Origin of the sequence: Variovorax sp. 350MFTsu5.1 (genome assembly GCF_048302515.1) — a bacterium.
GTDB lineage: Bacteria > Pseudomonadota > Gammaproteobacteria > Burkholderiales > Burkholderiaceae_C > Variovorax > Variovorax guangxiensis.
This window is the reverse complement of the sequence record NZ_CP157620.1, coordinates 1,596,321-1,620,619: the sequence shown is the minus strand read 5'-3', so window position 1 is coordinate 1,620,619 and position 24,299 is coordinate 1,596,321. Positions and strand designations below refer to the sequence as shown.

Genomic DNA, 24,299 nt, shown 5'->3' with positions numbered 1-24,299 from the left:
CTTTCGCGAGATCGGGAAGGGTTCCGGAACTGTTTACTTCTTGGCGGCTTCGTTCTCGGCCGTGCCGGGGATCTTCTCGCCGATCGCCTTGCCGGTGGAACGCATGCCGTCGGCCGTCTTGTGGCCGGCGTTCTCGACGGCATCGCCGGTCTTCGCGGCGGCGTTCTTGGTGGCGTTGGTTGCCTTCTTGGTGGTGCGCTTGGTCGCGTTCCAGGCCTTCTTGGAGCCGCGCTCGGTAGCGTTCACGGCCTTCTTGGTGGTGCTCTTGGTCGCGTCCCAGGCCTTCTCCGCGCCGCGCTCGGTGGCGTTCACCGCATCCTTGCCGGCTTCCTTCACCTTCTCGGTGGTGGATGGCTCGGTGGTGGCTGCGGTCTGCGCAACGGCCGACAGGCCGATGGATGCCAGCGCCAGGGCGACGACGACGGGAACGGTACGAACAAAGGACTTGGTCATGAAAGAACTCCTTTTTTGAGTGAAGTATGGGAGTGACGGATGTGCCACTGCACAACCAACGCCACTTCGAACTTCAAGGATGACAGCAAAAACGGGCCCTTGGCACGCCCGGACGCAACTCGGGGCATCGGCCTACGCGAGGGGTTTCCGGCCATCCGACACGGACAGCAGACTTTGGAGCTTCGGCAGCGCCGCGACCGCGTTGCGAGTGGTCGCTTCGGCCAGCGCATCGATGCCGATGCCCCGCAGATCGGCCACCACCTCGGCGATGCGCGGCAGTTCGGCCGGCTCGTTGCGCCCCTGCGGCTCGCCGGCATCGCGCTGGGCCTGCGTGCGGTAGATCCAGTGCGGCTGGATGTCGGGCGCGTCGGTCTCCATCACGATCGATTCCATCGGCAGCGCGGAGGCCAGCCGCCGAAGCTGCAGGGCGCGCTCGAAGGTCACCGCGCCGCCGAAGCCGAGCTTGAGCCCGAGCTCGATGCACGCGCCGGCCTGCTGCCCGCTGCCGTTGAAGGCGTGCGCGATGCCCTGCCACGGCCGCCCGCCCGCCGTCTGCCGCAGGTGCTTGAGCACCTTGTCGACCGAGCGCCGAACGTGGATGAGCACGGGTAACCCGTGCTTGCGTGCCAGTTGCAACTGAGTGTGAAAAAACCGCTCCTGCTTTTCGCCGTCGAGCCCTTCGACGAAGTAGTCCAGGCCGATCTCGCCGACCGCCACCAGCCTCGGGTCGTCGCGCCGGGCAGCGAGTTCGGCGTCGAGCGCTTCCAGGTCCTCGTCCTTCGCCTCGCCGGTGCACAGCGGGTGGATGCCCAGCGCATAGGCATCGCCCTGCGCGTGGGCCAGCTCGCGCACGGTGGCGAAATTGAAGACGGCCACGGCCGGGATCACGCACATCGCCACCCCCCGCTCGGCGGCATGGGCGCGCAGCACCGGCATCTCCGCACCGAATTCGGGCGCGTCCAGATGACAGTGGGTATCGATGAAGGTAGCCATCGCGCGATGATGCCCGATGGGATGCGCAGGCGCGGAAAGCGTGCTACTGTGAACTCCTCTACACGCGATTGCGATTTTTTAAGCCGGAGGTACTCCGATGCGCAGGCCCGCTTTCTACAGCCGTTCGCCCCGCACGCAGCCACCGGCCGCAGACGAGGCGGCCGAACGGGCGGATGCGCCGGCATCGCCCGAGACGGCCGGCGCGGGCTCCCTACCTCCCGAAACTCCTGTCAGGAAAGCAGGCTGGCAGCCCGGACGCCGCAGCTTCGCGCTGCTCGTCGTACTCTCGGCCGCGCTGGTCGCCGGCGCCGTGCTCTGGGCGCCGCGCCCTGGCACCAAGGTTCTCACCCAGAAAGACATCGACGCGGCCGTGCTGCGCACGCTGCAGACCAACACCCTGCCCTCGCCCGCGGCCAAGGCGGCCGACATCATCCGGCCCTCGGTGGTGCGGGTGGTGAGCTACGGCGAGGAGAAGAACACGCCCGAGGCCAAGACCCAGAAGCGCGGGCGCAACATGGCCAAGGGCAAGCCGCCCGAGGCGCCCAACGACGGCGGCGCGCCGGGCGAGTTCGAGCGCGGCGTGGGCACGGGGGTGGTGATCGTCGACAAGGGCGTGATCCTCACCAACCTGCACGTGGTCGCCGGCGCCGACAAGATCAAGGTCACCTTCTACGACGGCCTGGAGGCGCCCGCCACCATCACCGGCGTGCAGCCCGAGAACGACCTCGCGGTGCTGCAGGCGCAGAAGATTCCCGACGACCTGATCCCCGCCACCATGCGCTCCACCGCCGACCTGCGCCCCGGCGACCAGGTGGCGGCCGTGGGCTTTCCCTTCGGCATCGGGCCCTCGGTGTCGGCCGGCGTGGTGTCGGGCCTGAAGCGCTCGTTCCGCTCGCCCGAGGGCAAGCAGGAGCTGGGCAACCTGATCCAGTTCGACGCGGCCGCCAACCCCGGCAACTCGGGCGGACCGCTGATCAACATGGACGGCGAGGTGCTCGGCATCGTCACCGCCATCCTCAATCCGACGCAGCAGCGCACCTTCATCGGCATCGGCTTCGCGGTGCCCATCGAGAACGCGGCCTCGGCCGCGGGTTCGCCGCCATTCTGAACCAGCCCAGTCCCCTCCTTCTCTTCCTCTCGAAAGCCCTTCGCATGAGCACAGCAGAGACCACCGCCAACCCCACGCCGGCCGGGACGGCCGAACTGATGGAGCAGATCCTCTACGAGGTGAAGCGCGTGGTCGTGGGGCAGGACCGCTTCCTGGAGCGCGTGATGGTCGCCATGCTCGCGGGCGGGCACCTGCTGGTCGAAGGCGTGCCGGGTCTGGCGAAAACACTCACGGTGAAGACGCTGGCCGACACCGTGCGCGGCCAGTTCAAGCGCATCCAGTTCACGCCCGACCTCGTGCCCGCCGACCTGGTGGGCACGCGCATCTACAACCAGAAGACCGGCGACTTCAGCACCTCGCTGGGCCCGGTGTTCGCCAACCTGCTGCTGGCAGACGAAATCAACCGCGCGCCGGCCAAGGTGCAGAGCGCGCTGCTCGAGGTGATGCAGGAGCGCCAGGTCACCATTGCCGGCGAGACGCACCGCGTGCCGCGCCCCTTCCTGGTGATGGCCACGCAGAACCCCATCGAGACCGAGGGCACCTACCCGCTGCCCGAGGCGCAGGTCGACCGCTTCATGATGAAGGTGCTGGTCGACTACCCGAGCGACGAGGAAGAATTCGTCATCGTCCAGCGCGTGATCGGCCCGCCGGTCAGCGCCACGCCGGTCGCCACCACCGAGCAGCTCGCGGCGCTGCAGGCCGAGGCGCGGCGCGTGTACGTCGACCCGTCGCTCATCCAATACGCGGTGAAGCTGGTGTCCGCCACGCGCACGCCCGAGAAGCACGGACTGAAGGACCTGCATCGCTTCATCACCTTCGGCGCCAGCCCGCGCGCCAGCATCAGCCTGACCGAGGGCGCGCGCGCCCTGGCGCTGCTGCGCGGCCGCAGCTACGCGCTGCCGGAAGACATGACGGCGCTGGTGCCCGACGTGCTTCGCCATCGCGTGACGCTTTCCTACGAAGGCTTGTCCGAAGGCCTGACGCCGGACAGCCTGATCGAGAAGATCATGCGCGCAGTACCCGCTCCTCCCAAGCCGCTCGAACATGAAAAGCTGGTGGCGTAAGGCCCCCGCGGCCGCCAACGACGACCGGCTCGCCATCGAAGCCGGCGGGGCCGAGCGCGCGCTGCGCCGGCTCGAGTGGACCGTGATCCGCCGCCTCGACGGCCTGCTGCAGGGCGACTACCGCACGCTGATGCGCGGCACCGGGCTCGACCTGGCCGACCTGCGCGAATACCAGCACCACGACGACGTGCGCCACATCGACTGGAACGTCACGGCGCGGCTGCAGACGCCGCATGTGCGCGTGTTCACCGAAGACCGCGAGATGGCCGCGTGGTTCGTGCTCGACCTGAGCCGCTCGGTCGACTTCGGCTCGGGCCTGAAAGCCAAGCGCGAGATCTCGGCGGGCTTCGTCGGCGTGCTGGCGCGGCTGCTCACGCGGCACGGCAACCGGGTGGGCGCGCTGGTCTACGGCAGCGATCTCGAAGCGGTGATCCCGCCGCGCAGCGGGCGGCGCCATGTGCTGCACCTGCTGCACGCGATGGAAAAGCGCGCCGGAAAGGCCGGCACCGAGCCTGCGCAGAAAGGCATGACGCGGCTGGCCGACCTGCTCAAGTCGGCCGCCACCCTGATGCCGCGGCGCTCCACCGTGTTCGTGGTGTCCGACTTCCTGAGCGAACCCGGCTGGGAGCGCCCGCTGGGCCAATTGGTGCAGCGCCACGAGGTGGTCGCGGTGCGCCTGTTCGATCCGCTCGAGCTGGAGTTGCCCGACCTCGGCCTGGTGCCGCTGCGCGACGCCGAGACCGGCGAGCAGCTATGGGTCGATACCCACGACGCGGGCTTCCGCAAGCGCTTCGCCCGGCTGGCGGCCGAGCGCGAGAACACATTGCGCGAGGCGCTGGCCCGGGCCGGTGTCGACGCGCTCGAACTCTCGACCGATGACGACCTTGTGGAAGCCATCGTCCGTTTCGCCGATCTGCGCAAGCGCCGCGCGCGCATCGGCCAGGCTGGCCTGAAGGCGGTGGCAGCATGACTTTTCTCTGGCCTCAATTCCTCTGGCTGCTGGCGGCGCTGCCGCTGCTGATCCTGCTCTACCTCTGGCTGCTGCGGCGCAAGAAGAAGCTGGCGGTGCGCTACGCCAGCCTGTCGATCGTGCGAGAAGCCATGGGCGCCGGGCAGAGCGTGCGGCGGCACCTGCCGCCCCTGCTGTTCCTGCTGGCCATGGCCGCGATGCTGGTGGCCGCGGCGCGGCCGATGGCGGTGGTGGTGCTGCCGTCGAACCAGCAGACCATCATCCTGGCGATGGACGTATCGGGCAGCATGCGCGCGGCCGACGTGCAGCCCAACCGGCTGGTGGCGGCGCAGGAGGCGGCCAAGAGCTTCATCAAGGACCTGCCGCGCACCGTGAAGGTGGGCATCGTCGCCTTCGCGGGCAGCGCGCAGGTGGCGCAGTTGCCCACCACCAACCATGAAGACCTGGTGACCGCCATCGACAGCTTCCAGCTGCAGCGCGCCACCGCCACCGGCAACGCCATCGTGGTGTCGCTGGCCACGCTGTTCCCCGACGCGGGCATCGACGTCGAGCAGTTCAGCTCGCCCAGTCGCCAGCGCGGTGCGGCCATCGACCAGAACGAGAAGAAGCTCAAGGAGTTCACGCCGGTGGCGCCGGGCTCGTTCACCTCGGCCGCGGTCATCATGCTGACCGACGGCCAGCGCACCACCGGCGTCGATCCGCTCGATGCGGCCAAGGCGGCCGCCGACCGCGGCGTGCGCATCTACACGGTGGGCGTGGGCACGGTGGACGGCGAGACCATCGGCTTCGAAGGCTGGTCGATGCGCGTGCGGCTCGACGAGGACACGCTCAAGGCCATCGCCAACAAGACCAACGCCGAATACTTCTACGCCGGCACCGCGAACGACCTGAAGAAGGTCTACGAAACGCTGAGCTCCAAGCTCACGGTGGAGAAGAAGGAAACCGAAATTTCCGCGCTCTTCGCGCTGGGCGCGGCCGTGCTTACGCTGCTGTCGGCCGGGCTCTCGCTGCTCTGGTTCAACCGGATTCTCTAGCGCCGCGGGGGGCCGCCGGCGCCTCGGGCGACTTCACCGCCCCGATGCCGCCGAGGAACAGGTCGGCCACGATCGGCGCGATGGCCGCGTGGTCGAGCCGGCCGTCGGGCTTCATCCAGGTGAACATCCAGTTGATCATGCCGAAGAGCAGCATGGTCAGCGGCTTGGCGAGGTCGTCGCTGGGCGCACCGGGGCGCAGCGCCGACACCGCGCGCGCGAAGCCCGCGACCACCTCGCGTTCCTTGTCGAGCACGCGCTCGCGGTCGGCCTCTTCGAGAAAGCGCACGTCGTCGGTCAGCACGCGGTGCGCGTCCTGGGCGCCGGCGTATTCCTCGACGATGCGGTAGATGAAGCGGCGCAGGCGCTCCTCGTCGGTGTGCGTCGAGGCTTCTTCCTCGGCCACCAGCGCCGCGAGCTTGGACACGTGCGTCTCCGCGATGCTGATGAGCAGACTGCTCTTGTCCTTGTAGTAGTGGTAGAGCGTGGCCTTCGAGAGGCCGCAGGCCTCGGCCACCTGGTTCATCGAGGTGGCGGGATAGCCGCTGCGCGCGAACAGCTGGGCGGCCTGCGCGAGGATGAATTCACGCTGGTCCTCGTAGGTGGCGGATCTTCCACGCGGCATCGGTTCGTGTTCCTGGGTTCTTCGGTGTTGGGGTTGAAGGCAACGCGCGATCTTGCCCGAAGCCCGGCGAGGTTCAGCCGCGCTTCGTCGCGATGAGCGAACGCACGTCGGTGGCCGGCAGGCTCGGGCGGTTCTTCTCCACGCTGGAAAGCGGCTCCACCTCGCGCAGGCTCGCGAGGCTGCGCACCGTGAGCGCCTGGTAGGTCTGGGTGCCTTCGAGCTTCCAGGCGATCTCTTCCTCGCTCAGCTCGCGCTTGACCTTTGCCGGAATGCCGGCGCTCAGCGTGCGCGCCGGCACCTTCATGCCGGCCGGCACGAAGGCGCACGCGGCGACGATGGCTTTCTCGCCGATCTCGGCCTCATCCATCACCACCGCGTTCATGCCCACCAGCGCGTCGCGCCGCACGATGCAGCTGTGCAGGATCGCGCCATGGCCGATGTGGCCGTTGACCTCGACGACCGTGTCGTTGTCGGGAAAGCCGTGGATGCAGCAGTGGTCCTGCACGTTGGAGCCCTCCTCCAGCACGATGCGGCCGAAGTCGCCGCGCAGGCTGGCACACGGGCCCACGTAGCAGTTGGGGCCGACGATCACGTCGCCGATCAGCACGGCCGTGGGATGCACGTAGGCGCTCGGATCGACGACCGGGATCACGCCGTCGATGGAATAGCTGGGCATTCGCTCTGTCTCCTTGTCTTGCCTTGGCTGGCTTTCGGCGCGCTCTCAGGGTTTGCCCTGATCGAGCCGCCTTGTGCCGCCATCGAGGTCGATCCTAAAATCAACCGAACGGTCGGTCAATAGTGTTTGCACGCCGGCCCGTACCCATAAGGATGAAAGAGACAAGCGATGACTGAGCCTTTGGTACTCACCAGCAACGCCGGTGCCGTCCGCACGCTGAGCCTGAACCGGCCGGCTGCCCTCAACAGCTTCACGACGCAATTGCATGAAGCGCTGATGGCCGAGCTGGAAGCCGCGGCAGCCGACGAGAGCGTGCGCTGCATGGTGCTCACGGGTGCCGGCCGCGCCTTCTGCGCGGGTCAGGACCTGGCCGACCCGTCGGTCGCACCCGACCCGACGCCCGGCGCCGCGCCCAAGGACCTGGGCCACGTCATCTCCACCTGGTACGCCCCTCTGGTCGCACGACTGCGCTCGATGCCGGTGCCGGTCATCGCCGCCGTCAACGGCGTGGCCGCCGGCGCGGGGGCCAACCTGGCGCTGTGCTGCGACATCGTGGTGGCCGGTCGTTCGGCTAGCTTCATCCAGGCCTTCACCAAGATCGGCCTCGTGCCCGACACCGGCGGCACCTGGCTGCTGCCGCACCTCGTGGGCTCGGCGCGCGCGCTGGGCATCGCGATGCTCGGCGACAAGCTGCCCGCCGAGGAAGCCGCGCGCATCGGCCTGATCTGGCAGTGCGTGGACGACGCAGCGCTCGCCGAAACGGCGGCCGCGCTCGCATCGAAGCTCGCCGGCATGCCCACGCGCGCCCTCGTCGCCACCCGCGAGGCCATGGCCGCCGCGCAGCACATGGACCTGAGCGCGGCGCTGGCCGAGGAAGCCCGCATCCAGCGCGAGATGGGCAACGCCAATGACTACCGCGAAGGCGTGGAAGCCTTCCGCGCCAAGCGCGCGCCCGTCTTCAAGGACCGCTGAAGCCATGACCGACAACAACCAGCAACGCACGCCCCAGCAGACGGCCGAGTACGTCCGCGACGGCATGTTCGCCAACGACAACGCCAGCAAGGGCCTGGGCATGCGCATCGTGGAGGTCGGCCCCGGCCAGGCCACCATCGAGATGCGCGTGCGCCCCGACATGCTCAACGGCCACGCCATCTGCCACGGCGGCTTCATGGCCACGCTTGCTGATTCGACCTTCGCCTTCGCCTGCAACTCGTACGACGAGCTGACCGTGGCCTCGGGCTTCGCCATCGACTTCATCGCGCCCGCGCGCGAGGGCGACTTGCTCACCGCGCGCTGCCACGAGGTGTCGAAGGCCGGTCGCACCGGCGTGTACGACACCGAAATCACCAACCAGCGCGGCGAGCGCGTCGCGATCTTCCGCGGCCGCTCCTACACCGCCAAGGGCCGCCCGGCCGTTCCGCCCGCCGCAGCAGCCGCCTGAGGAGACACCAAATGACAGTCAAACGCCCCGCCCCCGGCGAGCTCGAGCCCATCGAGACCGCCAGCCGCGACGAGATCGCCGCGCTGCAGCTCGCCCGCCTGCGCACCACGCTGCAGCGCGCCTACGACAACGTGCCGCACTACCGCCGCGCCTTCGACGCCAAGGGCGTGCACCCCGACGACCTGAAGTCGCTGGCCGACCTGTCGAAGTTCCCGTTCACGGTGAAGAGCGACCTGCGCGACAACTACCCCTTCGGCATGTTCGCCGTGCCGCGCGAGAAGGTCGCGCGCATCCACGCCTCTTCCGGTACCACCGGCAAGCCGACCGTGGTGGGCTACACGCTGCAGGACATCGACACCTGGGCCGACCTCGTCGCCCGCTCCATCCGCGCCGCGGGCGGCCGTCCCGGCGACATGGTGCACGTGTCGTACGGCTACGGCCTCTTCACCGGCGGGCTGGGCGCGCACTACGGCGCCGAGCGCGCGGGCTGCACCGTCATCCCGATGTCGGGCGGCCAGACCGAGAAGCAGGTGCAGCTCATCCAGGACTTCAAGCCGAACATCATCATGGTCACGCCCAGCTACATGCAGGTGATCATCGAGCAGTTCGAGCGCCAGGGGCTCGACGCGAAGGAGAGCTCGCTCAAGGTCGGCATCTTCGGCGCCGAGCCGTGGACCGAAGCCATGCGCCGCGACATCGAGGCCAGGGCCGGCATCGACGCGGTCGACATCTATGGCCTGAGCGAAGTGATGGGCCCGGGCGTGGCCAGCGAATGCGTGGAGAGCAAGGACGGCCCCGTGATCTGGGAAGACCACTTCTACCCCGAGATCATCGACCCCGAGACCGGCGAACTGAAGGCCGACGGCGAGGAAGGCGAGCTCGTCTTCACCTCGCTGAGCAAGGAGGCCATGCCCATCGTGCGCTACCGCACGCGCGACCTCACGCGCCTGCTGCCGCCCACCTCGCGCTCGTTCCGCCGCATGGGCAAGATCGTCGGGCGCAGCGACGACATGATGATCATCCGCGGCGTCAACGTGTTCCCCACGCAGGTGGAGGAGATCGTGCTCGCGCACCAGGCGCTCTCGGGCCTCTACCAGGTGCACGTGAGCCGCGCCGACAAGCTCGACCAGGTCGAGATCCACTGCGAGCTCAAGCCCGCGGATGTCGCATCGGCCGATCGCGCCGCCATCGGCGACTGGCTGCAGCACCGCGTGAAGACGCTCATCGGCATCTCCACCCGCGTGGTGGTGCACGGCCCCGACGAGATGGAACGCACCCAGACCGGCAAGGCGCGCCGCGTGATCGACACACGCCCGCGCTGACACAAGCCACTTCCAACACCGACCGAAAGGACACGCACATGTACACCCAGGCAATGGACACCATGGGCAAGGACGCGGGCGACGGCAAGCAGAAGGCCGTGCGCTCCGCAGAGGAGATGCGCCTCGAGGAGCGCTTCGACGCGCACATCGACGCCGGCGACTTCATCGAGGCGAAGGACTGGATGCCCGAGCACTACCGCAAGACGCTGGTGCGCCAGATCAGCCAGCACGCGCACTCCGAGATCGTCGGCATGCTGCCCGAGGGCAACTGGATCAGCCGCGCGCCCACGCTCAAGCGCAAGGCCATCCTGCTGGCCAAGGTGCAGGACGAGGGCGGCCACGGCCTCTACCTGTATGCCGCGGCCGAGACGCTGGGCACCTCGCGCGACCAGATGTTCGAGGCGCTGCACAGCGGCAAGGCCAAGTACAGCTCGATCTTCAACTACCCCACGCTGACTTGGGCCGACATGGGCACCATCGGCTGGCTGGTGGACGGCGCGGCCATCATGAACCAGGTGCCGATCTGCCGCTGCTCGTACGCGCCGTATGCGCGCGCCATGATCCGCATCTGTCGCGAGGAGAGCTTCCACCAGCGCCAGGGCTACGAGTCGCTGCTGACCATGATGACCCACGGCACCGAGGCGCAGAAGGCCATGGTGCAGGACGCGGTCAACCGCTGGTGGTGGCCCTCGATCATGATGTTCGGCCCGCCGGACGACCAGTCGCCCAACAGCGCGCAGTCGATGCGCTGGGGCATCAAGCGCTTCAGCAACGACGAGCTGCGCCAGAAGTTCGTCGACGCCACCGTGGAGCAGGCCCGCATCCTCGGCGTGACCCTGCCCGACCCCGACCTCAAGTGGAACGAAGAGCGCCAGGCGCACGACTTCGGTGCCATCGACTGGAGCGAGTTCTGGCGCGTGATCGGCGGCGACGGCCCCTGCAACCGCGAACGCCTGCAGGCCCGCGTCGACGCCTGGGAAGACGGCGCATGGGTGCGCGAAGCCGCGCTGGCCCACGCCAACAAACAACCTATGAAGGAGGCGGCATGACCGTCGAACAGAAGCAAGAGTGGCCCCTGTGGGAAGTGTTCGTGCGCAGCAAGGCCGGCCTGGACCACAAGCACTGCGGCAGCCTGCACGCCGCCGACCCGAAGATGGCGATCCAGATGGCGCGCGACGTGTACACCCGCCGCCAGGAAGGCAGCAGCATCTGGGTGGTGCGCTCCGACCAGATCGTGGCCAGCGACCCGGGCGACAAGGACATGTTCTTCGATCCGGCCGAGGACAAGGTGTACCGCCACCCGACCTTCTACGCGCTGCCCAAGTCGGTCGACCACATGTGAGCGTCGCCCCATGCAAGCATCGATCGAACTGAACCGCACGCCCTCCGTGCAATACCTGCTGCGCATCGGAGACACCTGCCTGGTGCTCGCGCAGCGCCTGGGCGAATGGTGCGGCCACGCGCCCGTGCTGGAGGAAGACATCGCGATGGCCAACATCGCGCTCGACCTCGTCGGCCAGGCCCGCGCGCTGCTCACGCACGCCGGCAAGCTCGAAGGCGCCGGCCGCGAGCATGACGAGGATCAGCTCGCCTACCTGCGCGACGAGCGCGACTACTTCAACCTCACCATCGCCGAACTGCCGCGCGGCGACTTCGCCTTCGCCGTGGTGCGCAACACCATGGTGTCCACGCTGCTGAAGCTGCTGTGGCAGCGCCTGGCCGCATCGAACGACCCCGAGGTGGCCGCCATCGCCGGCAAGGCGCTGAAGGAAGCGCGCTACCACCAGCAGCACTCGGGCGACTGGGTGGTGCGGCTGGGCGACGGCACCGAGGAATCGCGCCGCCGCACCGAGAAGGCGCTGAAGCAGCTGTGGCTCTACATGCCCGAGCTGTTCTTCAGCGACGATGTGGATGCCGCCGCCAGCGCGAGCGGCCTCGGCCCGGCATGGAGCGAACTTCGCGAGCCCTGGCTCGCCGAGATGCAGCAGGTGCTGGACGCCGCCGGCCTCGCCATGCCCAAGGAAGCCGCCTTCCGCAGCACCGGCAAGCACGGCGTGCACAGCGAGCACATGGGCTACATCCTCGCGGAGATGCAGCACCTGCAGCGCACCTTCCCCGGAGGCGTGTGGTGAACGCCCTGGCCTCGCGCGTCGATGCCGCATGGGCGGTGCTGCACACCGTGCCCGACCCCGAGGTGCCGGCCGTGTCGGTGTGCGACCTCGGCATCGTGCGCGAGGTGATCGAGCACGACGACGGCCTGGAGATCGTGCTCACGCCGACCTACTCCGGCTGCCCCGCGACCGAGGCCATCGAGCACGACGTGCTGGCCGCCGTCGAGCAGGCCGGCCTCGGCCGCGCGCGCGCCACATTGCGCCGCGCGCCTGCCTGGACCAGCGACTGGATCAGCGACGAGGGCCGCGCCAAGCTCAAGGCCTACGGCATCGCGCCGCCCGCGCACCTGAACGCGGAGCAGGCCGCCAACACCGCCATGCCGATCCGGCTCTTCGGCCGCATCGCCGGCGAGCGCATCGCCTGCCCGCGCTGCGCGAGCGAGCGCACCGAGCGGCTGTCGGCCTTCGGCTCCACCGCCTGCAAGGCCCTGTACCGCTGCATGGCGTGCAAGGAGCCTTTCGAACACTTCAAACCCATCTGAGACTTCCCCCGCGATGAGCACCCTCTTCCATCCCCTGCGCGTGAAGGCCATCGAGCCCGACACGGCCGAGGCCGTCATCGTCTCCTTCGAGGTGCCGGCCGATCTGCAGCAGGTCTTCGGCTTCACGCAGGGCCAGTACCTCACGCTGCGCCACGACATCGACGGCCAGGACCTGCGCCGCTCCTATTCGATCTGCGCCGGCCTCGACGACGGCGAGCTGCGCGTGGGCGTGCGCAAGGTGCGCGGCGGCGTGTTCTCCAACTGGATCAACGCGAGCCTGAAGCCCGGCGACACCATCCAGGTGATGGCGCCGCAGGGCCGCTTCTTCGTGCCCATCGAGCCGGGCTCGGCGCGCCATCACGTCGGCATTGCCGGCGGCAGCGGCATCACGCCCATCCTGTCGATCATGAAGACGGTGCTGGCGCGCGAGCCGCACAGCCGCTTCACGCTGATCTACGGCAACCGCCAGCTGCAGTCCACGATGTTCAAGGAAGAAATCGAGGACCTGAAGAACCGCTACATGACGCGCCTCGTGCTGCAGCACGTGTTCTCCGACGAGCACACCGATTCGCCGTTGGGCTTCGGCGTGATGAACCGCGAGAAGATCGGCGAGTTCCTCGCGAGCGTGGTGCCGGCCGCGGCCATCGACCATGTGTACGTGTGCGGCCCCTTCCAGATGAACGACGAGGCAGAGGCCGCGCTGCTGGCCGCGGGCGTGCCGGAAGACCGCATCCACATCGAGCGCTTCGGCGTCGCGCTGCCCTCGGCCACCCAGGTGGGCGCGGTGGTGCACGAAGCCCAGCCCGGTGACGCCAAGCAGGCGCGCATCGTCATCGTGCGCGACGGGCTGCAGCGCGAGATCACCTTCACCGAAGGCCAGCCCAGCATCCTCGACGCGGCATCGGCCGCGGGGCTCGAAGTGCCGTTCTCGTGCACCTCCGGCGTGTGCGGCACCTGCCGCGCCAAGTGCGTGGACGGGGAAGTCCGCATGGAAAGAAACTTCGCGCTCGACAAGAATGAAGTCGCCGCGGGTTTCGTATTGACCTGCCAGGCGCACCCCCTTACCGAACGCGTCACGCTGTCGTTCGACGAGCGCTGAAAGATGAACCCACCCCCGAATCTCCGCGCACTTCGTGTCGCTCCGGATCCCCCCTCAAGGGGGCGCACCCGGTGGCCCGGCAAAGCCGGTTCCACGGGTGCCCTGAAAAAGACACCTGCAACGGAGATACTTCAGGCCTCAATCGATTTTCAACCCGGAGACAAAGCAACATGAAATTCTTCAAGCCCCTGCTGACCGCCGCCCTGTGCGCCACGGCCCTCGCGGCCTGGGCCGACGTCAACGTCGGCGTGACCATCTCGGCCACCGGCCCGGCAGCCTCGCTGGGCATCCCCGAGAAGAACACCATCTCGCTGATGCCCAAGACGATCGGCGGGCAGAAGATCAACTACATCGTGCTTGACGACGCCTCCGACACCACCGCGGCCGTCAACAACACGCGCAAGCTCATCGCGGAGAACAAGGTCGACGTGATCCTGGGCTCGACCACCACGCCGGCCTCGCTCGCCATGATCGACGTGGCCGCCGAGGCGCAGACGCCGATGATCTCGGTGGCCGCATCGGCGCGCATCATCGAGCCGATGGACGCCAAGAAGAAGTGGGTGTTCAAGACGCCGCAGAACGACATCATGATGTCGCTGGCCATCGCCGAGCACATGGCCGCCAACGGCGTGAAGACCGTCGCCTTCATCGGCTTCTCCGACGCCTACGGCGAAGGCTGGTCGCAGGAGTTCGCCAAGGCCGCCGACCTGAAGAAGATCAAGATCGTGGCCAACGAGCGCTACGCACGCACCGACACCTCGGTGACCGGCCAGGCCCTGAAGATCATGGCCGCCAAGCCCGACGCGGTGCTGGTCGCCGGCTCCGGCACGCCGGCCGCGCTGCCTCAGAAGACGCTGAAGGAACGCGGCTACACCGGCAAGATGTACCAGACCCACGGCGTGGCCAACGCCGACTTCCTGCGCGTGGGCGGCAAGGACGTGGAAGGCACCTTCCTGCCCGCAGGCCCGGTGCTCGTGGCCGACCAGTTGCCCGCCAGCAACCCGGTGAAGAAGTCCGCGCTCGCCTATGTGTCCGCCTATGAAGCCGCCTACGGCAAGGGCTCGGTCTCGACCTTCGGCGGCCACGCCTGGGACGCCGGCCTGCTGATGAGCTCGGCCGTGCCCGTCGCGCTGAAGAAGGCGCAGCCCGGCACGCCCGAGTTCCGCGCCGCGCTGCGCGACGCACTGGAGCAGACCAAGGAAGTGGCCGGCGCGCATGGCGTGTTCAACATGACCGCACAGGACCACCTGGGCCTGGACCAGCGTGCACGCGTCATGGTCAAGATCGAGAACGGCGCCTGGAAGTACCAGCCCTGATCCCGCGCTTTCTCCCTCCCCCGCTGGGGGAGGGCCGGGGTGGGGGCTCGACGGCATTGAACTTCGCGCAGCATTGAGCGCGGGAGTGCCCCCATCCCAACCTTCCCCCAGAGGGGGAAGGAGCAACGCAACGCACTGACTCGATACAAGGGCCGAGCCCGAGGGTTTTATATGGATTTGCAGATTGCCCTTTTGCTGGGGCAGGACGGCATCGTGAACGGCGCGGTCTACGGACTGATGGCGCTCGCGCTGGTGCTGGTGTTTTCGGTCACGCGCGTGATCTTCATCCCGCAGGGCGAGTTCGTCGCCTTCGGTGCGCTGTCGATGGCCGCGCTGCAGGGCGGGCGCGCGCCCTCCACGCTGTGGCTGCTGCTGGCGCTTGCCGCCATCGTGCTGGTGGTGGAAGCCTGGCGCTGGAAGCGCGGCGCCACCGTCGACTGGCGCTCGGCGCTGACCTGGTGCGTGGCCTTTCCGGCCATCGCTGCGGTACTGGTGCTCGGCTTCAAGCCTACCTCGCTCGCAATGCAGTCGATCGCCACGCTGGTGCTGATCGCGCCGCTGGGCCCGCTGCTGTACCGCGTCGCCTACCGCCCGCTGGCCGATGCCAGCGTGCTGATGCTGCTGATCGTGTCGGTGGCGCTGCATGGTGTGCTGGTCGGCCTGGGCCTCTTCTTCTTCGGCGCCGAGGGCTCGCGCACCAGCGCGTTCTCTGAAATGCGCTTCGACCTCGGCGGCATTCCGGTCAACGGCCAGTCGCTGGTGGTGGTCGGCGTCACGCTGGTGCTGGTGATCGCGATGTTCTGGTTCTTCGGCCGCTCGATGGTCGGCAAGGCGCTGCGCGCCACCGCCATCAACCGCGTGGGCGCACGGCTGTCGGGCATTCCCACCGAACTTTCAGGCGACCTGAGCTTCGCGCTGGCCGCCGTCATCGGCGCCATCTCGGGCCTGCTGATCGCACCGATCACCACGGTCTACTACGACACCGGCTTCCTCATCGGCCTGAAGGGCTTCGTGGCCGCCATCGTCGGCGGGCTGGCGAGCTATCCGCTGGCGCTCGCGGGCGCGCTGCTGGTAGGCCTGCTGGAGGCTTTCTCTTCCTTCTGGGCCAGCGCATACAAGGAAGTGCTGGTCTTCACCCTGATCATTCCGGTGCTGCTGTGGCGCTCGCTGAACAGCCATCACGTGGAGGACGAGGAATGAACCCGTCTTCACCGACCACCGCTCCCGCAGCCGCCAGTGCGGCACCCGAGGCCCGCCCGCTCGTGACGCCGCGCGTGCTCACCCTCGTCTTCATCGTCGCGCTCGCGCTGGCCTGGGGCTGGCTGCCCGAGTTCACCGTCAGCGTGCTCAGCAACATCGGCCTGTACGCGCTGGTGGCCGTGGGCCTGGTGCTGCTGACGGGCGTGGGCGGCATGACCTCCTTCGGCCAGGCCGCCTTCGTCGGCATGGGTGCCTACGCCACCGCATGGATCTGCACCTCGCCAACCGCCGCCGGCTGGCTCGGCGGCCTCGCGGGCTCGGCGCTGGTGCCGTGGCTGGGCCTGCTGCTCGGTCTGGCGCTGACCTTCGCGCTGGCCTGGGCGCTCGGCGCGGTCACGCTCAAGCTCTCGGGCCACTATCTGCCGCTGTGCACCATCGCCTGGGGCCTGAGCCTGTACTTCCTGCTGGGCAACATGGAGTTCCTCGGCGGCCAGACCGGCATCACCGGCATTCCGCCGCTGGTGGTGGCGGGCGTGTCCTTCGCCACGCCGCGCATGCTGGGCGTGGTGATCTGGGCGGTGCTGCTGCTGGCGCTGTGGGCCATGCACAACCTGCTCGACTCGCGCGAGGGCCGCGCCATCCGCGCGCTCAAGGGCGGCCGGCTGATGGCCGAGTCAATGGGCGTGGACACTGCGCGCCACCGCATCAAGCTGTTCGTGCTGGCGGCCCTGCTCGCGGCCATCTCTGGCTGGCTCTATGCCCACATGCAGCGCTTCGTGAATCCCACGCCCTTCAACCTGAACATCGGCATCGAGATGCTGTTCATGGCGGTGGTCGGCGGCGCGGGCCACCTCTGGGGCGCGGTGCTGGGCGCGACGCTGATCACGCTGCTGAAGGAAAAGCTGCAGGACGTGTTGCCCGCGCTGCTGGGCACCAGCGGCAACTTCGAGGTGGTTGTGTTCGGCCTGCTGATGCTCTTCGTGCTGCAGCGCTTTGCCGACGGCCTGTGGCCCACGCTCGCGCGGCTGTCGCGCCGCTGGGTGCGCGAAGTGCCGCGCGCGGCCGGTGCCGGCCCCGCCGCATCGACCACCGTGCAGCTCGCGCAGCGCGCGGTGCCGGCCGCCGGCACGCTGCTGCTGCAGGCCGACGGCGTGAGCAAGCGCTTCGGCGGCCTGGTGGCCAACAACGACATCTCGATGACGCTGAAAGCCGGCGAGGTGCATGCCCTCATCGGCCCCAACGGGGCAGGCAAGAGCACCTTCTTCAACATGATCTCGGGCGTGGACGACCCGACCACCGGCGAAGTGCGCCTGGTGGGCCAGCCGATGTCGGGCAAGCCCTCGCGCGCCTTCGCATCGCTGGGCCTGGGCCGCACCTTCCAGCACGTGCGGCTGCTCGGCCAGCGCAGCGTGGTCGAGAACGTCGCGCTCGGTGCCCACCTGCGTGCGAAGCGCGGCTGGCTGTCGGCCATGCTGCGCCTGGACCGCGCCGAAGAGGCCGCGCTGATGGCCGAAGCCCGCAGGCAGATCGAACGCTGCGGCCTCGGCGCACATGCCGACACGCCCGCCGCGTCGCTCTCGCTCGGCCAGCAGCGCGTGGTGGAGATCGCCCGTGCGCTCGCCGGCCAGCCTTCGGTGCTGCTGCTCGACGAACCCGCCGCCGGCCTGCGCCACCTGGAGAAGCGCGCCCTCTCGGAACTGCTCGCGCAGCTGCGCGCCGAGGGCCTGGGCATCCTGGTGGTGGAACACGACATGGAGTTCGTGATGAACCTCGCCGACCGCATCACGGTCCTCGAGTTCGGCACCGTCATCGCCACCGGCACGCCCGCCGAAGTGCAGGCCAATCCGCGCGTGCTCGAAGCCTATCTGGGCGGCGCCGACGACGAACTGCTGGAAGACGCACGATGAGCCACCCATTGCTTGAACTCGACGGCTTCTGCGTGGCCTACCGCACCGTGGAAGCGGTGCACAGCGTGCGCCTGCAGGTGAACGAGGGCGAGATCGTCACCGTCATCGGCCCCAACGGCGCCGGCAAGACCACGCTGCTGTGCGCGGCGATGGGCCTGCTGCCTTCCACCGGCCAGCTGCTGCTGGACGGCGAGCGCGTCTCGCGCCCCAGCGTCGAGACCATGGTGGCGCGCGGCGTCGCGCTGGTGCCCGAGCGGCGCGAGCTGTTCGGCGAGATGTCGGTCGAAGACAACCTGCTGCTCGGCGGCTTCTACCAGTGGCGCAAGGGCAAGCGCGACCAGCGCACGCGCATGGACGAGATCTTCGCCATCTTCCCGCGCCTGAAGGAACGCCGCGCGCAGATGGCATCGACGCTCTCCGGCGGCGAGCGCCAGATGCTGGCCATCGGCCGCGCGCTGATGGCGCGGCCGCGCCTGCTGATGCTCGACGAGCCCTCGCTGGGCCTCGCCCCGCTGGTGGTGCGCGAGGTGCTGCGCGTGGTGTCGCAGCTGCGCAGCCACGGCGTGTCGGTGCTGCTGGTGGAGCAGAACGCCCGCGCCGCGCTGCAGGTGGCCGACCGCGCCTATGTGCTGGAGATGGGCGCCGTGGCGCTCGAAGGCAAGGCGCGCGACCTGCTGCATGACCAGCGGATCATCGATACCTATCTGGGCATCGGCAAGAAAGAGTGAGCTGAATTCCTCCCTCCCGCGCTGGGGGAGGGCCGGGGTGGGGGCATGCGGCGGCCGGGAAGGCACTGCGCAGAACCGATGCCGCCTGCCCCATCCCAACCTTCCCCCAGAGGGGGGGAGGAGCAAGACAGACACCGCGAAAGGACACGCACCATGACCACCACCCTCCAAAGCTACATCGCCGGCCGCTGGATCGGCCAGCAGGCCGCGCAGCAGCTGCGCAGCGCCGTCAACGGCAAGCCCGTGGCCGCCACGCACGCCGAGGCCATCGACTTCGCCGAGGCGTTGCAGTACGCGCGCCGCACCGGCATTCCCGCGCTGATGAAGCTCGACTTCCAGCAGCGCGCCGAGCGCCTGAAGGCCCTGGCCAAGTTCCTCGCCGCGAACAAGGAAACGCTCTACGCCATCTCGGCCCACACGGGCGCGACGCGCGCCGACAGCTGGATCGACATCGAAGGCGGCGCCGGCACGCTGAGCGCCTATGCCGGCATCGGCACCAACGAGCTGCCCTCGGGCAACCTGGTGCACGAGGGCCCGGCCTTCCCGCTGGGCAAGAAGGGCGGCTTCGCGGGCACGCACATCCTGGTGCCGCGCGGCGGCGTGGCGGTGCACATCGACGCGTTCAACTTCCCGGTGTGGGGCCTGCTCGAGAAGTTCGCGCCCAGCTTCCTCGCTGGCATGCCCTGCATCGGCAAGCCGGCGACCGCCACCAGCTATCTGACCGAAGCGCTGGTGCGGCTGATCTTGCAGTCGGGCATCCTGCCCGAGGGTGCGCTGCAGCTGGTCATCGGCAGCACGGGCGACCTGCTCGACCGGCTCGAAGGGCCCGACGTGGTCACCTTCACCGGCTCGGCCGACACGGCCGCGAAGCTGCGCGTGCATCCGAACATCGTGCGCCAGTCGATCCCGTTCAACGCCGAGGCCGACTCGCTGAACTGCGCGATCCTCGCGCCCGACGTGACGCCCGACGACGAGGAGTTCGATCTCTTCGTGAAGGAAGTGGCGCGCGAGATGACCATCAAGGCCGGCCAGAAGTGCACGGCCATCCGACGCGCGATCGTGCCGCGCCAGCACCTCGACGCCGTGGCCGAGCGCCTGCGCGCGCGGCTCGCGAAGACGGTCGTGGGCGACCCCTCGCGCGAGGAAGTGCGCATGGGGGCGCTGGCCTCGCGCGACCAGCAGGCCGACGTGGCCGAGCGCGTGGCGACGCTGCTCAAGGGTGCCGAGCTGGTCTACGGCGAGCGCGACGGCTTCTCGCCCGTGGGCGACGGCGTGGGCGAAGGTGCCTTCTTCGCGCCCACGCTGCTGCTGAGCCGCCAGCCGCTCGAGCACGACGCAGCGCACGACGTGGAAGCCTTCGGCCCCGTCAGCACGCTGATGCCCTACGACGGCATCGACGAGGCGCTGGCGCTGGCCGCGCGCGGCCGCGGCAGCCTGGTCGGCACGCTGGTCACGCGCGACCCGGCCACCGCCGCCAAGGCGATTCCGGTGGCCGCCGCATGGCACGGCCGCCTGCTGGTGCTGGACCGCGAGGCCGCCGCCGAATCTACCGGCCACGGCTCACCGCTGCCGCAGCTCAAGCACGGCGGCCCCGGCCGCGCAGGCGGCGGCGAGGAGCTCGGCGGCCTGCGCGCGGTGAAGCACTACCTGCAGCGCACCGCCGTGCAGGGCTCGCCCACCATGCTGGCCGCCATCACCGGCGAGCACGTGCGCGGCGCTGCCGTGCGCGAGAGCGAGGTGCACCCCTTCCGCCGCTACTTCGAGGACCTGCGCGTCGGCGATTCGCTGCTCACGCACCGCCGCACCGTGAGCGAGGCCGACATCGTGGCCTTCGGCGGCATCTCGGGCGACTACTTCTACATGCACTTCGACGAGGTGGCGGCCAAGGAATCGCCCTTCGGCAAGCGCATCGCGCACGGCTACTTCGTGCTGTCGGCGGCCGCGGGCCTGTTCGTGTCGCCCGCGCCGGGGCCGGTGCTGGCCAACTACGGCCTGGACACGCTGCGCTTCACCAAGCCCGTGGCGATCGGCGACACCATCCGCGCGCGCCTGACCTGCAAGCGCAAGATCGACCGCAACAAGAAGGACGCGAGCGGCCAGGGCCAGGGCGTGGTGGCATGGGACGTGGAGGTGACGAACCAGGACGGCGAGCTGGTCGCCAGCTACGATATCCTGACCCTCGTTTCCAAGAAGCCCGAAGCACCCGCCGCCTCGGCCACCGCCTGATGTCCTCTTCGTCGTCTTCCCAGTTCTCCATGTTCGACCTCACCGGCAAAGTCGCGCTCGTCACGGGCGGCAACGGAGGCATCGGCCTCGGCATGGCGCAGGGACTGGCCAAGGCCGGCGCCCGCGTCATCGTCGCGGCGCGCAACGCGCAGAAGTCGGCCGCGGCAGTCGAGGCATTGAGGGCGCTGGGCAGCGACAGCTTCGCGCTCGAGGCCGACGTGAGCGACGAGGCCTCGGTGAGCAAGCTCTTCGACGACGCCGCCGCGCGCTGCGGCCGGCTCGACATCCTGGTCAACAACGCCGGCACCACGGTGCGCAAGCCGGTCGACCAGCTCGCGCTGGACGAGTGGCACAAGGTGATGGACACCAACCTCACCAGCGCCTTCCTGTGCAGCCGCGCCGCGCATCCGCACCTGAAGGCCGCGGGCGGCGGCAAGATCATCAACATCGGCTCGATGATGTCGATCTTCGGCGCGCCCTACGCCCCGGCCTATGCGGCGAGCAAGGCGGGCATCGTGCAGCTCACCAAGTCGACGGCGCTCTCCTGGGCGGCGGACAACATCCAGGTCAACGCGATCCTGCCGGGCTGGTTCGAGACCGAGCTGACCGACGGCGCACGCAGCCAGATCCCCGGCCTGTACGAGCGCGTCAAGGTCCGCGCCGCCGCCGGCCGCTGGGGCCAGCCGGGCGACATCGCCGGCACCGCCGTGTTCCTGGCAAGCGCCGCGTCGGACTACGTGACGGGAACCGCAATTCCCGTTGACGGCGGCTTCTCCATTTCGGGCTGAGCCTTCGGGCCGTGTAAATTCGCCGGCCATGCTCTTCTGGATCCAGATCTTCCTCCTCGTCGCCGGCACGGCCGCGCTGGTGTACGTGTCGCGCGGCCCGCTGAGCCAGCCGGGCTCGCACGGCTTCTACCGCTTCTTCGCGTGGGAATGCATGCTGGTGCTGATCGTGCTGAACCTGCCCGTGTGGCATGACGATCCGTTCTCGGCCAGGCAGATCATTTCCTCGCTCTTCTTCGTGCTGTCGATCTGGCTGCCGATCCACGCGGTGCGGCTGCTCAAGGCGCAGGGCAAGCCCAGCGACGCGCGCAACGACGATCCGGCCCTGTACGGCTTCGAGAAGACATCGGCCATCGTCAGCAGCGGCGCCTTCCGCTACATCCGCCACCCCATGTACACCGCACTGATGCTGCTGGCCTGGGGCGCCTTCCTCAAGCAGTTCACCTGGCTCACGCTGGCACTGGTGCTCGCGGCCACGTTGCTGCTGTTCATGACCGCCCTGCGCGACGAGCAGGAGTGCATCGCGCACTTCGGCGACGACTACCGCGCGTACATGCGCGGCACGCGGCGCTTCATACCGTTCGTGTTCTAGGACCTGCCGCCCCGCTGTAGAGAGCGCGAGGCCTTTCGCTGTGCCAAGGAGAAAGCGCCCCGTCAGGGGCGCTTTTCACGTGGCCTCGATGCTCAGCAAGCCTTGCCGTGGGCGGCGTGCGCGCCCTTGGCCTTCGCATCGGCTTCCGACATGTACGAGCCGCGCTTGGTCTTGCCGAAGTACTTGTCGTTGGCGCAGTGATAGACCTTGCCGTTGACCCACACCTGGCCGGCGGCGGGTACCGCCGCGGGAGCGGCGGCGGCAGGTGCTGCGGCGGGCTTGGTCGCTGCCGGGGCAGGCGCGGCGGCAGCGGGCGATGTGGCTGCAGGGGCGGTCGTCGCGGGAGCGGATGGCTGTTGAGCAAAGGCGGAGACGGCAAGGACGGAACTGGCCGCCAGCAGGAAAAGGGTCTTCTTCAAGATCGCTCCTTGTGGATCGCACGAAAGCACGTGCATGCAGCGACCAACGCCCGCGCTGCAATGCAGTTGACGAATGTTCACCCGGATGTGTGACGAGCCGTACGGCGCGAGACCTATTTCACGGCCGCATGAAAGAGATGAGGCTTCGCGGCCTCCGCGAGGCCAACGCTGTCGACCGGAGTGAGCGTGCATGAGTTGTTCCCTTCGGATCGAGCGCCGACGCGGCAGACCGCGGACGTCGCCGATCCGGATCAGAAACATCGAAAAGGGAAGAACATGAAAATCACAATGACCTCGCTCGCCATCGTCGCGGCGCTCCTCGCAGGCTGCGCATCCGAGCAAGCAACCCATACGGCCGTCGGCACCGGTGCCGGCGCGGCGGTAGGCGCGGGTGTGGGAAACCTCATCGGCCGCGACAGGAAGAGCACAGCCATCGGCGCGGCAGTCGGCGCCGCCGTTGGCGCAGGTGTCGGCTACAACTGGACCACCATCCGCAACAAGCTCAGCAGCCAGACCGCCGACACCGGCACGCAGATCATCGATCAGCCCGACGGCTCGCTGAAGCTCAACATCCCCAGCCAGGTGACCTTCGACACCGACAGCGCCACCATCAGGCCATCTTTCCGCAATGTCCTCGACGGCGTGGCCCAGACGATCGCGCAGGAGCCCAACATCAACGCACGCGTCGTCGGCCACACGGACAGCACCGGCAATGCCGAGCACAACATGGCGCTGTCGCAGCGCCGCGCGCAGAGCGTGGGTGCCTACCTGGTCGACCATGGCGTGAAGAGCGCGCGCCTCACGACCGAAGGACGAGGCCAGACCCAGCCCGTGACGAGCAACGCCACCGAGGACGGGCGCACGCAGAACCGCCGCGTCGAGATCTACCTGAAGCCCGTCTCGCAGTAGGCGAGACAGTAAGCCCCGGCCGCTGCCGGCCGCTGCCGGCCGGAGGCGGCCCTGTCCGGATAGAGCCGCCGACACAGGGCCGACGCCCCCTCCCCCCAGGAACCCTTCACACGCGCGTCATCTTCAACCTTGCGGGATGCTGACCCGCACGATCAGGTTCGGTTCACACGAGCCTCCTAGCATTCGCGCATGCTGCTGCTCGCGCGCGTTCGCCGTTTCGTCGAGGCACACCACAAGGCGTGGTGCGTCGCGGGCATGCTGCTGATTTTTCTGCAGCCCTTCATCGCGGCACACTTCCGCTGCGACGGGCTGGAAGACGAGCCGATGCTGCGCGTGCGCAGCGCCAGCGACACCACCCAATTCGAGGCCGACGACCGCGCGGACCATCCGTCCGACCGTGAGACCACGCTGTTCGCCCAGGCCGCCGCGAGCATCGACCACCCCGATGCATTCGACCTCGCGCTGGGCATGCTGATGGCGATGGTGCTCGCGATGCTGCCGCTGGCACTGGCCGTCGCGCGGCTCGCCGTTCCCATCGCGCGCGAAGCGCCCGAACACGTGCCGCCGCACGGCGGCGCGCCACCTCCGGCGCAACCCTGGCGTCGACTGCCGCCTACCGTCGCACCACCTTCCGTCACTTGAGACACGGCGCCTCGCGCGTCGGGTGGTCCGCTGCGCCTCGCAGCGGGCTCTCTCTTCCCTGTCGAAAGGTCCGACCATGTCAAGTTTCTCCTGCTGCGCCCGTGGCGCCGCGTGGCTTCGTTCGCCCGCCGTTTTCCAGT

Annotated in this window: 25 protein-coding genes and 1 pseudogene; 21 read left to right on the top strand and 5 right to left on the bottom strand. The window is 68.8% G+C overall.

Going from position 1 to position 24,299, the window contains the following annotated elements:
• Window positions 1–33: 33 nt before the first annotated feature.
• Window positions 34–453, bottom strand: a complete 420-nt coding sequence (locus ABL843_RS07035) for a hypothetical protein (RefSeq protein ID WP_126023096.1) — start codon at window positions 451–453, stop codon at window positions 34–36.
• A gap of 132 nt (window positions 454–585) precedes the next feature.
• Window positions 586–1,446, bottom strand: coding sequence for a TatD family hydrolase (locus ABL843_RS07030; RefSeq protein ID WP_418119414.1), 861 nt, complete (start codon window positions 1,444–1,446; stop codon window positions 586–588).
• 97 nt (window positions 1,447–1,543) lie between these two features.
• On the opposite strand from ABL843_RS07030, the gene ABL843_RS07025 reads away from it, so the two are divergent.
• The 4 genes from ABL843_RS07025 to ABL843_RS07010 are packed head-to-tail and all read left to right on the top strand — an operon-like array spanning window position 1,544 to window position 5,622.
• A complete protein-coding gene (locus ABL843_RS07025) occupies window positions 1,544–2,554 on the top strand; it encodes a S1C family serine protease (protein ID WP_418119413.1) in 1,011 nt (336 codons plus the stop codon).
• A 44-nt stretch (window positions 2,555–2,598) separates the two neighbouring features.
• The gene (locus ABL843_RS07020; protein WP_418119412.1) at window positions 2,599–3,618 is read left to right on the top strand and encodes an AAA family ATPase; all 1,020 of its coding nucleotides are present in this window, start codon (window positions 2,599–2,601) and stop codon (window positions 3,616–3,618) included.
• The gene (locus tag ABL843_RS07015) at window positions 3,599–4,588 is read left to right on the top strand and encodes a DUF58 domain-containing protein (RefSeq protein WP_418119411.1); all 990 of its coding nucleotides are present in this window, start codon (window positions 3,599–3,601) and stop codon (window positions 4,586–4,588) included. Before ABL843_RS07020 ends, ABL843_RS07015 begins: the two co-directional genes overlap by 20 nt.
• Window positions 4,585–5,622 carry a VWA domain-containing protein gene (locus ABL843_RS07010; RefSeq protein ID WP_126023091.1) on the top strand — a complete coding sequence of 346 codons (1,038 nt, stop codon included), beginning with the start codon at window positions 4,585–4,587 and terminating at the stop codon, window positions 5,620–5,622. Before ABL843_RS07015 ends, ABL843_RS07010 begins: the two co-directional genes overlap by 4 nt.
• Here the strand turns inward: ABL843_RS07010 and ABL843_RS07005 are convergent.
• Window positions 5,606–6,244 carry a TetR/AcrR family transcriptional regulator gene (locus ABL843_RS07005; protein ID WP_126023090.1) on the bottom strand — a complete coding sequence of 213 codons (639 nt, stop codon included), beginning with the start codon at window positions 6,242–6,244 and terminating at the stop codon, window positions 5,606–5,608. The two genes, ABL843_RS07010 and ABL843_RS07005, sit on opposite strands and share 17 nt — an antisense overlap.
• Window positions 6,245–6,317: 73 nt before the next feature.
• Window positions 6,318–6,920: a phenylacetic acid degradation protein PaaY gene (locus ABL843_RS07000; protein ID WP_126023089.1), complete on the bottom strand. Its 603-nt coding sequence runs from the start codon at window positions 6,918–6,920 to the stop codon at window positions 6,318–6,320.
• A 168-nt stretch (window positions 6,921–7,088) separates the two neighbouring features.
• Between ABL843_RS07000 and ABL843_RS06995 the strand changes: the two genes are divergently transcribed.
• The 15 genes from ABL843_RS06995 (at window position 7,089) to ABL843_RS06925 (ending at window position 22,189) form a co-directional block, all read left to right on the top strand.
• A complete protein-coding gene (locus ABL843_RS06995; RefSeq protein WP_418119410.1) occupies window positions 7,089–7,892 on the top strand; it encodes an enoyl-CoA hydratase-related protein in 804 nt (267 codons plus the stop codon).
• A 4-nt stretch (window positions 7,893–7,896) separates the two neighbouring features.
• Window positions 7,897–8,361 (top strand): hydroxyphenylacetyl-CoA thioesterase PaaI, encoded by a 465-nt coding sequence (gene paaI, locus ABL843_RS06990; protein ID WP_418119409.1) that lies wholly within the window; start codon window positions 7,897–7,899, stop codon window positions 8,359–8,361.
• 11 nt (window positions 8,362–8,372) lie between these two features.
• Window positions 8,373–9,683 (top strand): phenylacetate--CoA ligase PaaK, encoded by a 1,311-nt coding sequence (gene paaK, locus ABL843_RS06985; RefSeq protein WP_184635255.1) that lies wholly within the window; start codon window positions 8,373–8,375, stop codon window positions 9,681–9,683.
• A 38-nt stretch (window positions 9,684–9,721) separates the two neighbouring features.
• Window positions 9,722–10,732, top strand: a complete 1,011-nt coding sequence (paaA, locus tag ABL843_RS06980) for a 1,2-phenylacetyl-CoA epoxidase subunit PaaA (protein ID WP_126023085.1) — start codon at window positions 9,722–9,724, stop codon at window positions 10,730–10,732.
• The gene (gene paaB, locus ABL843_RS06975; protein WP_126023084.1) at window positions 10,729–11,025 is read left to right on the top strand and encodes a 1,2-phenylacetyl-CoA epoxidase subunit PaaB; all 297 of its coding nucleotides are present in this window, start codon (window positions 10,729–10,731) and stop codon (window positions 11,023–11,025) included. Before paaA ends, paaB begins: the two co-directional genes overlap by 4 nt.
• A 10-nt stretch (window positions 11,026–11,035) precedes the next feature.
• Complete coding sequence (gene paaC / locus ABL843_RS06970) at window positions 11,036–11,815, top strand: 1,2-phenylacetyl-CoA epoxidase subunit PaaC (RefSeq protein WP_418119408.1); 780 nt, start codon at window positions 11,036–11,038, stop codon at window positions 11,813–11,815.
• Window positions 11,812–12,336: a 1,2-phenylacetyl-CoA epoxidase subunit PaaD gene (paaD, locus tag ABL843_RS06965; RefSeq protein ID WP_418119407.1), complete on the top strand. Its 525-nt coding sequence runs from the start codon at window positions 11,812–11,814 to the stop codon at window positions 12,334–12,336. The genes paaC and paaD overlap by 4 nt, the downstream gene beginning before the upstream one ends.
• A 13-nt stretch (window positions 12,337–12,349) precedes the next feature.
• Entirely contained in the window at window positions 12,350–13,435 is a 1,086-nt protein-coding gene (paaE, locus tag ABL843_RS06960) for a 1,2-phenylacetyl-CoA epoxidase subunit PaaE (RefSeq protein ID WP_418119406.1), read from the top strand.
• A gap of 170 nt (window positions 13,436–13,605) precedes the next feature.
• Complete coding sequence (locus tag ABL843_RS06955; RefSeq protein ID WP_184635247.1) at window positions 13,606–14,751, top strand: ABC transporter substrate-binding protein; 1,146 nt, start codon at window positions 13,606–13,608, stop codon at window positions 14,749–14,751.
• Window positions 14,752–14,922: 171 nt separating this feature from the next.
• Window positions 14,923–15,951: a branched-chain amino acid ABC transporter permease gene (locus tag ABL843_RS06950; RefSeq protein WP_126023079.1), complete on the top strand. Its 1,029-nt coding sequence runs from the start codon at window positions 14,923–14,925 to the stop codon at window positions 15,949–15,951.
• A complete protein-coding gene (locus ABL843_RS06945; protein ID WP_418119405.1) occupies window positions 15,948–17,858 on the top strand; it encodes an ABC transporter permease subunit in 1,911 nt (636 codons plus the stop codon). The genes ABL843_RS06950 and ABL843_RS06945 overlap by 4 nt, the downstream gene beginning before the upstream one ends.
• Window positions 17,855–18,586, top strand: a complete 732-nt coding sequence (locus ABL843_RS06940) for an ABC transporter ATP-binding protein (protein WP_418119404.1) — start codon at window positions 17,855–17,857, stop codon at window positions 18,584–18,586. The genes ABL843_RS06945 and ABL843_RS06940 overlap by 4 nt, the downstream gene beginning before the upstream one ends.
• A 153-nt stretch (window positions 18,587–18,739) precedes the next feature.
• Entirely contained in the window at window positions 18,740–20,812 is a 2,073-nt protein-coding gene (gene paaZ, locus ABL843_RS06935) for a phenylacetic acid degradation bifunctional protein PaaZ (RefSeq protein ID WP_418119403.1), read from the top strand.
• A 29-nt stretch (window positions 20,813–20,841) separates the two neighbouring features.
• Entirely contained in the window at window positions 20,842–21,600 is a 759-nt protein-coding gene (locus ABL843_RS06930; RefSeq protein ID WP_418119402.1) for an SDR family NAD(P)-dependent oxidoreductase, read from the top strand.
• 28 nt (window positions 21,601–21,628) lie between these two features.
• The gene (locus ABL843_RS06925; protein WP_418119401.1) at window positions 21,629–22,189 is read left to right on the top strand and encodes a methyltransferase family protein; all 561 of its coding nucleotides are present in this window, start codon (window positions 21,629–21,631) and stop codon (window positions 22,187–22,189) included.
• Between the two features lie 92 nt (window positions 22,190–22,281).
• Here ABL843_RS06925 and ABL843_RS06920 read toward each other — a convergent pair.
• Window positions 22,282–22,530, bottom strand: a pseudogene (locus ABL843_RS06920) (hypothetical protein); the annotation flags it as partial.
• Between the two features lie 354 nt (window positions 22,531–22,884).
• Here ABL843_RS06920 and ABL843_RS06915 point away from each other — a divergent pair.
• On the top strand, window positions 22,885–23,517 hold the full coding sequence (locus tag ABL843_RS06915; RefSeq protein ID WP_418119400.1) for an OmpA family protein: 633 nt from the start codon (window positions 22,885–22,887) through the stop codon (window positions 23,515–23,517).
• A 189-nt stretch (window positions 23,518–23,706) separates the two neighbouring features.
• Window positions 23,707–24,159, top strand: coding sequence for a hypothetical protein (locus ABL843_RS06910; protein ID WP_418119399.1), 453 nt, complete (start codon window positions 23,707–23,709; stop codon window positions 24,157–24,159).
• Window positions 24,160–24,299 lie beyond the last annotated feature (140 nt).

Excerpts from the sequence above, each read along its gene's own strand:
- ABL843_RS07035 (WP_126023096.1), bottom strand. The coding sequence starts at position 453 with ATGACCAAGTCCTTTGTTCGTACCGTTCCCGTCGTCGTCGCCCTGGCG.
- ABL843_RS07030 (WP_418119414.1), bottom strand. The coding sequence starts at position 1,446 with ATGGCTACCTTCATCGATACCCACTGTCATCTGGACGCGCCCGAATTC.
- ABL843_RS07025 (WP_418119413.1), top strand. The coding sequence starts at position 1,544 with ATGCGCAGGCCCGCTTTCTACAGCCGTTCGCCCCGCACGCAGCCACCG.
- ABL843_RS07020 (WP_418119412.1), top strand. The coding sequence starts at position 2,599 with ATGAGCACAGCAGAGACCACCGCCAACCCCACGCCGGCCGGGACGGCC.
- ABL843_RS07015 (WP_418119411.1), top strand. The coding sequence starts at position 3,599 with ATGAAAAGCTGGTGGCGTAAGGCCCCCGCGGCCGCCAACGACGACCGG.
- ABL843_RS07010 (WP_126023091.1), top strand. The coding sequence starts at position 4,585 with ATGACTTTTCTCTGGCCTCAATTCCTCTGGCTGCTGGCGGCGCTGCCG.
- ABL843_RS07005 (WP_126023090.1), bottom strand. The coding sequence starts at position 6,244 with ATGCCGCGTGGAAGATCCGCCACCTACGAGGACCAGCGTGAATTCATC.
- ABL843_RS07000 (WP_126023089.1), bottom strand. The coding sequence starts at position 6,920 with ATGCCCAGCTATTCCATCGACGGCGTGATCCCGGTCGTCGATCCGAGC.
- ABL843_RS06995 (WP_418119410.1), top strand. The coding sequence starts at position 7,089 with ATGACTGAGCCTTTGGTACTCACCAGCAACGCCGGTGCCGTCCGCACG.
- paaI (WP_418119409.1), top strand. The coding sequence starts at position 7,897 with ATGACCGACAACAACCAGCAACGCACGCCCCAGCAGACGGCCGAGTAC.
- paaK (WP_184635255.1), top strand. The coding sequence starts at position 8,373 with ATGACAGTCAAACGCCCCGCCCCCGGCGAGCTCGAGCCCATCGAGACC.
- paaA (WP_126023085.1), top strand. The coding sequence starts at position 9,722 with ATGTACACCCAGGCAATGGACACCATGGGCAAGGACGCGGGCGACGGC.
- paaB (WP_126023084.1), top strand. The coding sequence starts at position 10,729 with ATGACCGTCGAACAGAAGCAAGAGTGGCCCCTGTGGGAAGTGTTCGTG.
- paaC (WP_418119408.1), top strand. The coding sequence starts at position 11,036 with ATGCAAGCATCGATCGAACTGAACCGCACGCCCTCCGTGCAATACCTG.
- paaE (WP_418119406.1), top strand. The coding sequence starts at position 12,350 with ATGAGCACCCTCTTCCATCCCCTGCGCGTGAAGGCCATCGAGCCCGAC.
- ABL843_RS06955 (WP_184635247.1), top strand. The coding sequence starts at position 13,606 with ATGAAATTCTTCAAGCCCCTGCTGACCGCCGCCCTGTGCGCCACGGCC.
- ABL843_RS06950 (WP_126023079.1), top strand. The coding sequence starts at position 14,923 with ATGGATTTGCAGATTGCCCTTTTGCTGGGGCAGGACGGCATCGTGAAC.
- ABL843_RS06945 (WP_418119405.1), top strand. The coding sequence starts at position 15,948 with ATGAACCCGTCTTCACCGACCACCGCTCCCGCAGCCGCCAGTGCGGCA.
- ABL843_RS06940 (WP_418119404.1), top strand. The coding sequence starts at position 17,855 with ATGAGCCACCCATTGCTTGAACTCGACGGCTTCTGCGTGGCCTACCGC.
- paaZ (WP_418119403.1), top strand. The coding sequence starts at position 18,740 with ATGACCACCACCCTCCAAAGCTACATCGCCGGCCGCTGGATCGGCCAG.
- ABL843_RS06930 (WP_418119402.1), top strand. The coding sequence starts at position 20,842 with ATGTTCGACCTCACCGGCAAAGTCGCGCTCGTCACGGGCGGCAACGGA.
- ABL843_RS06925 (WP_418119401.1), top strand. The coding sequence starts at position 21,629 with ATGCTCTTCTGGATCCAGATCTTCCTCCTCGTCGCCGGCACGGCCGCG.
- ABL843_RS06915 (WP_418119400.1), top strand. The coding sequence starts at position 22,885 with ATGAAAATCACAATGACCTCGCTCGCCATCGTCGCGGCGCTCCTCGCA.
- ABL843_RS06910 (WP_418119399.1), top strand. The coding sequence starts at position 23,707 with ATGCTGCTGCTCGCGCGCGTTCGCCGTTTCGTCGAGGCACACCACAAG.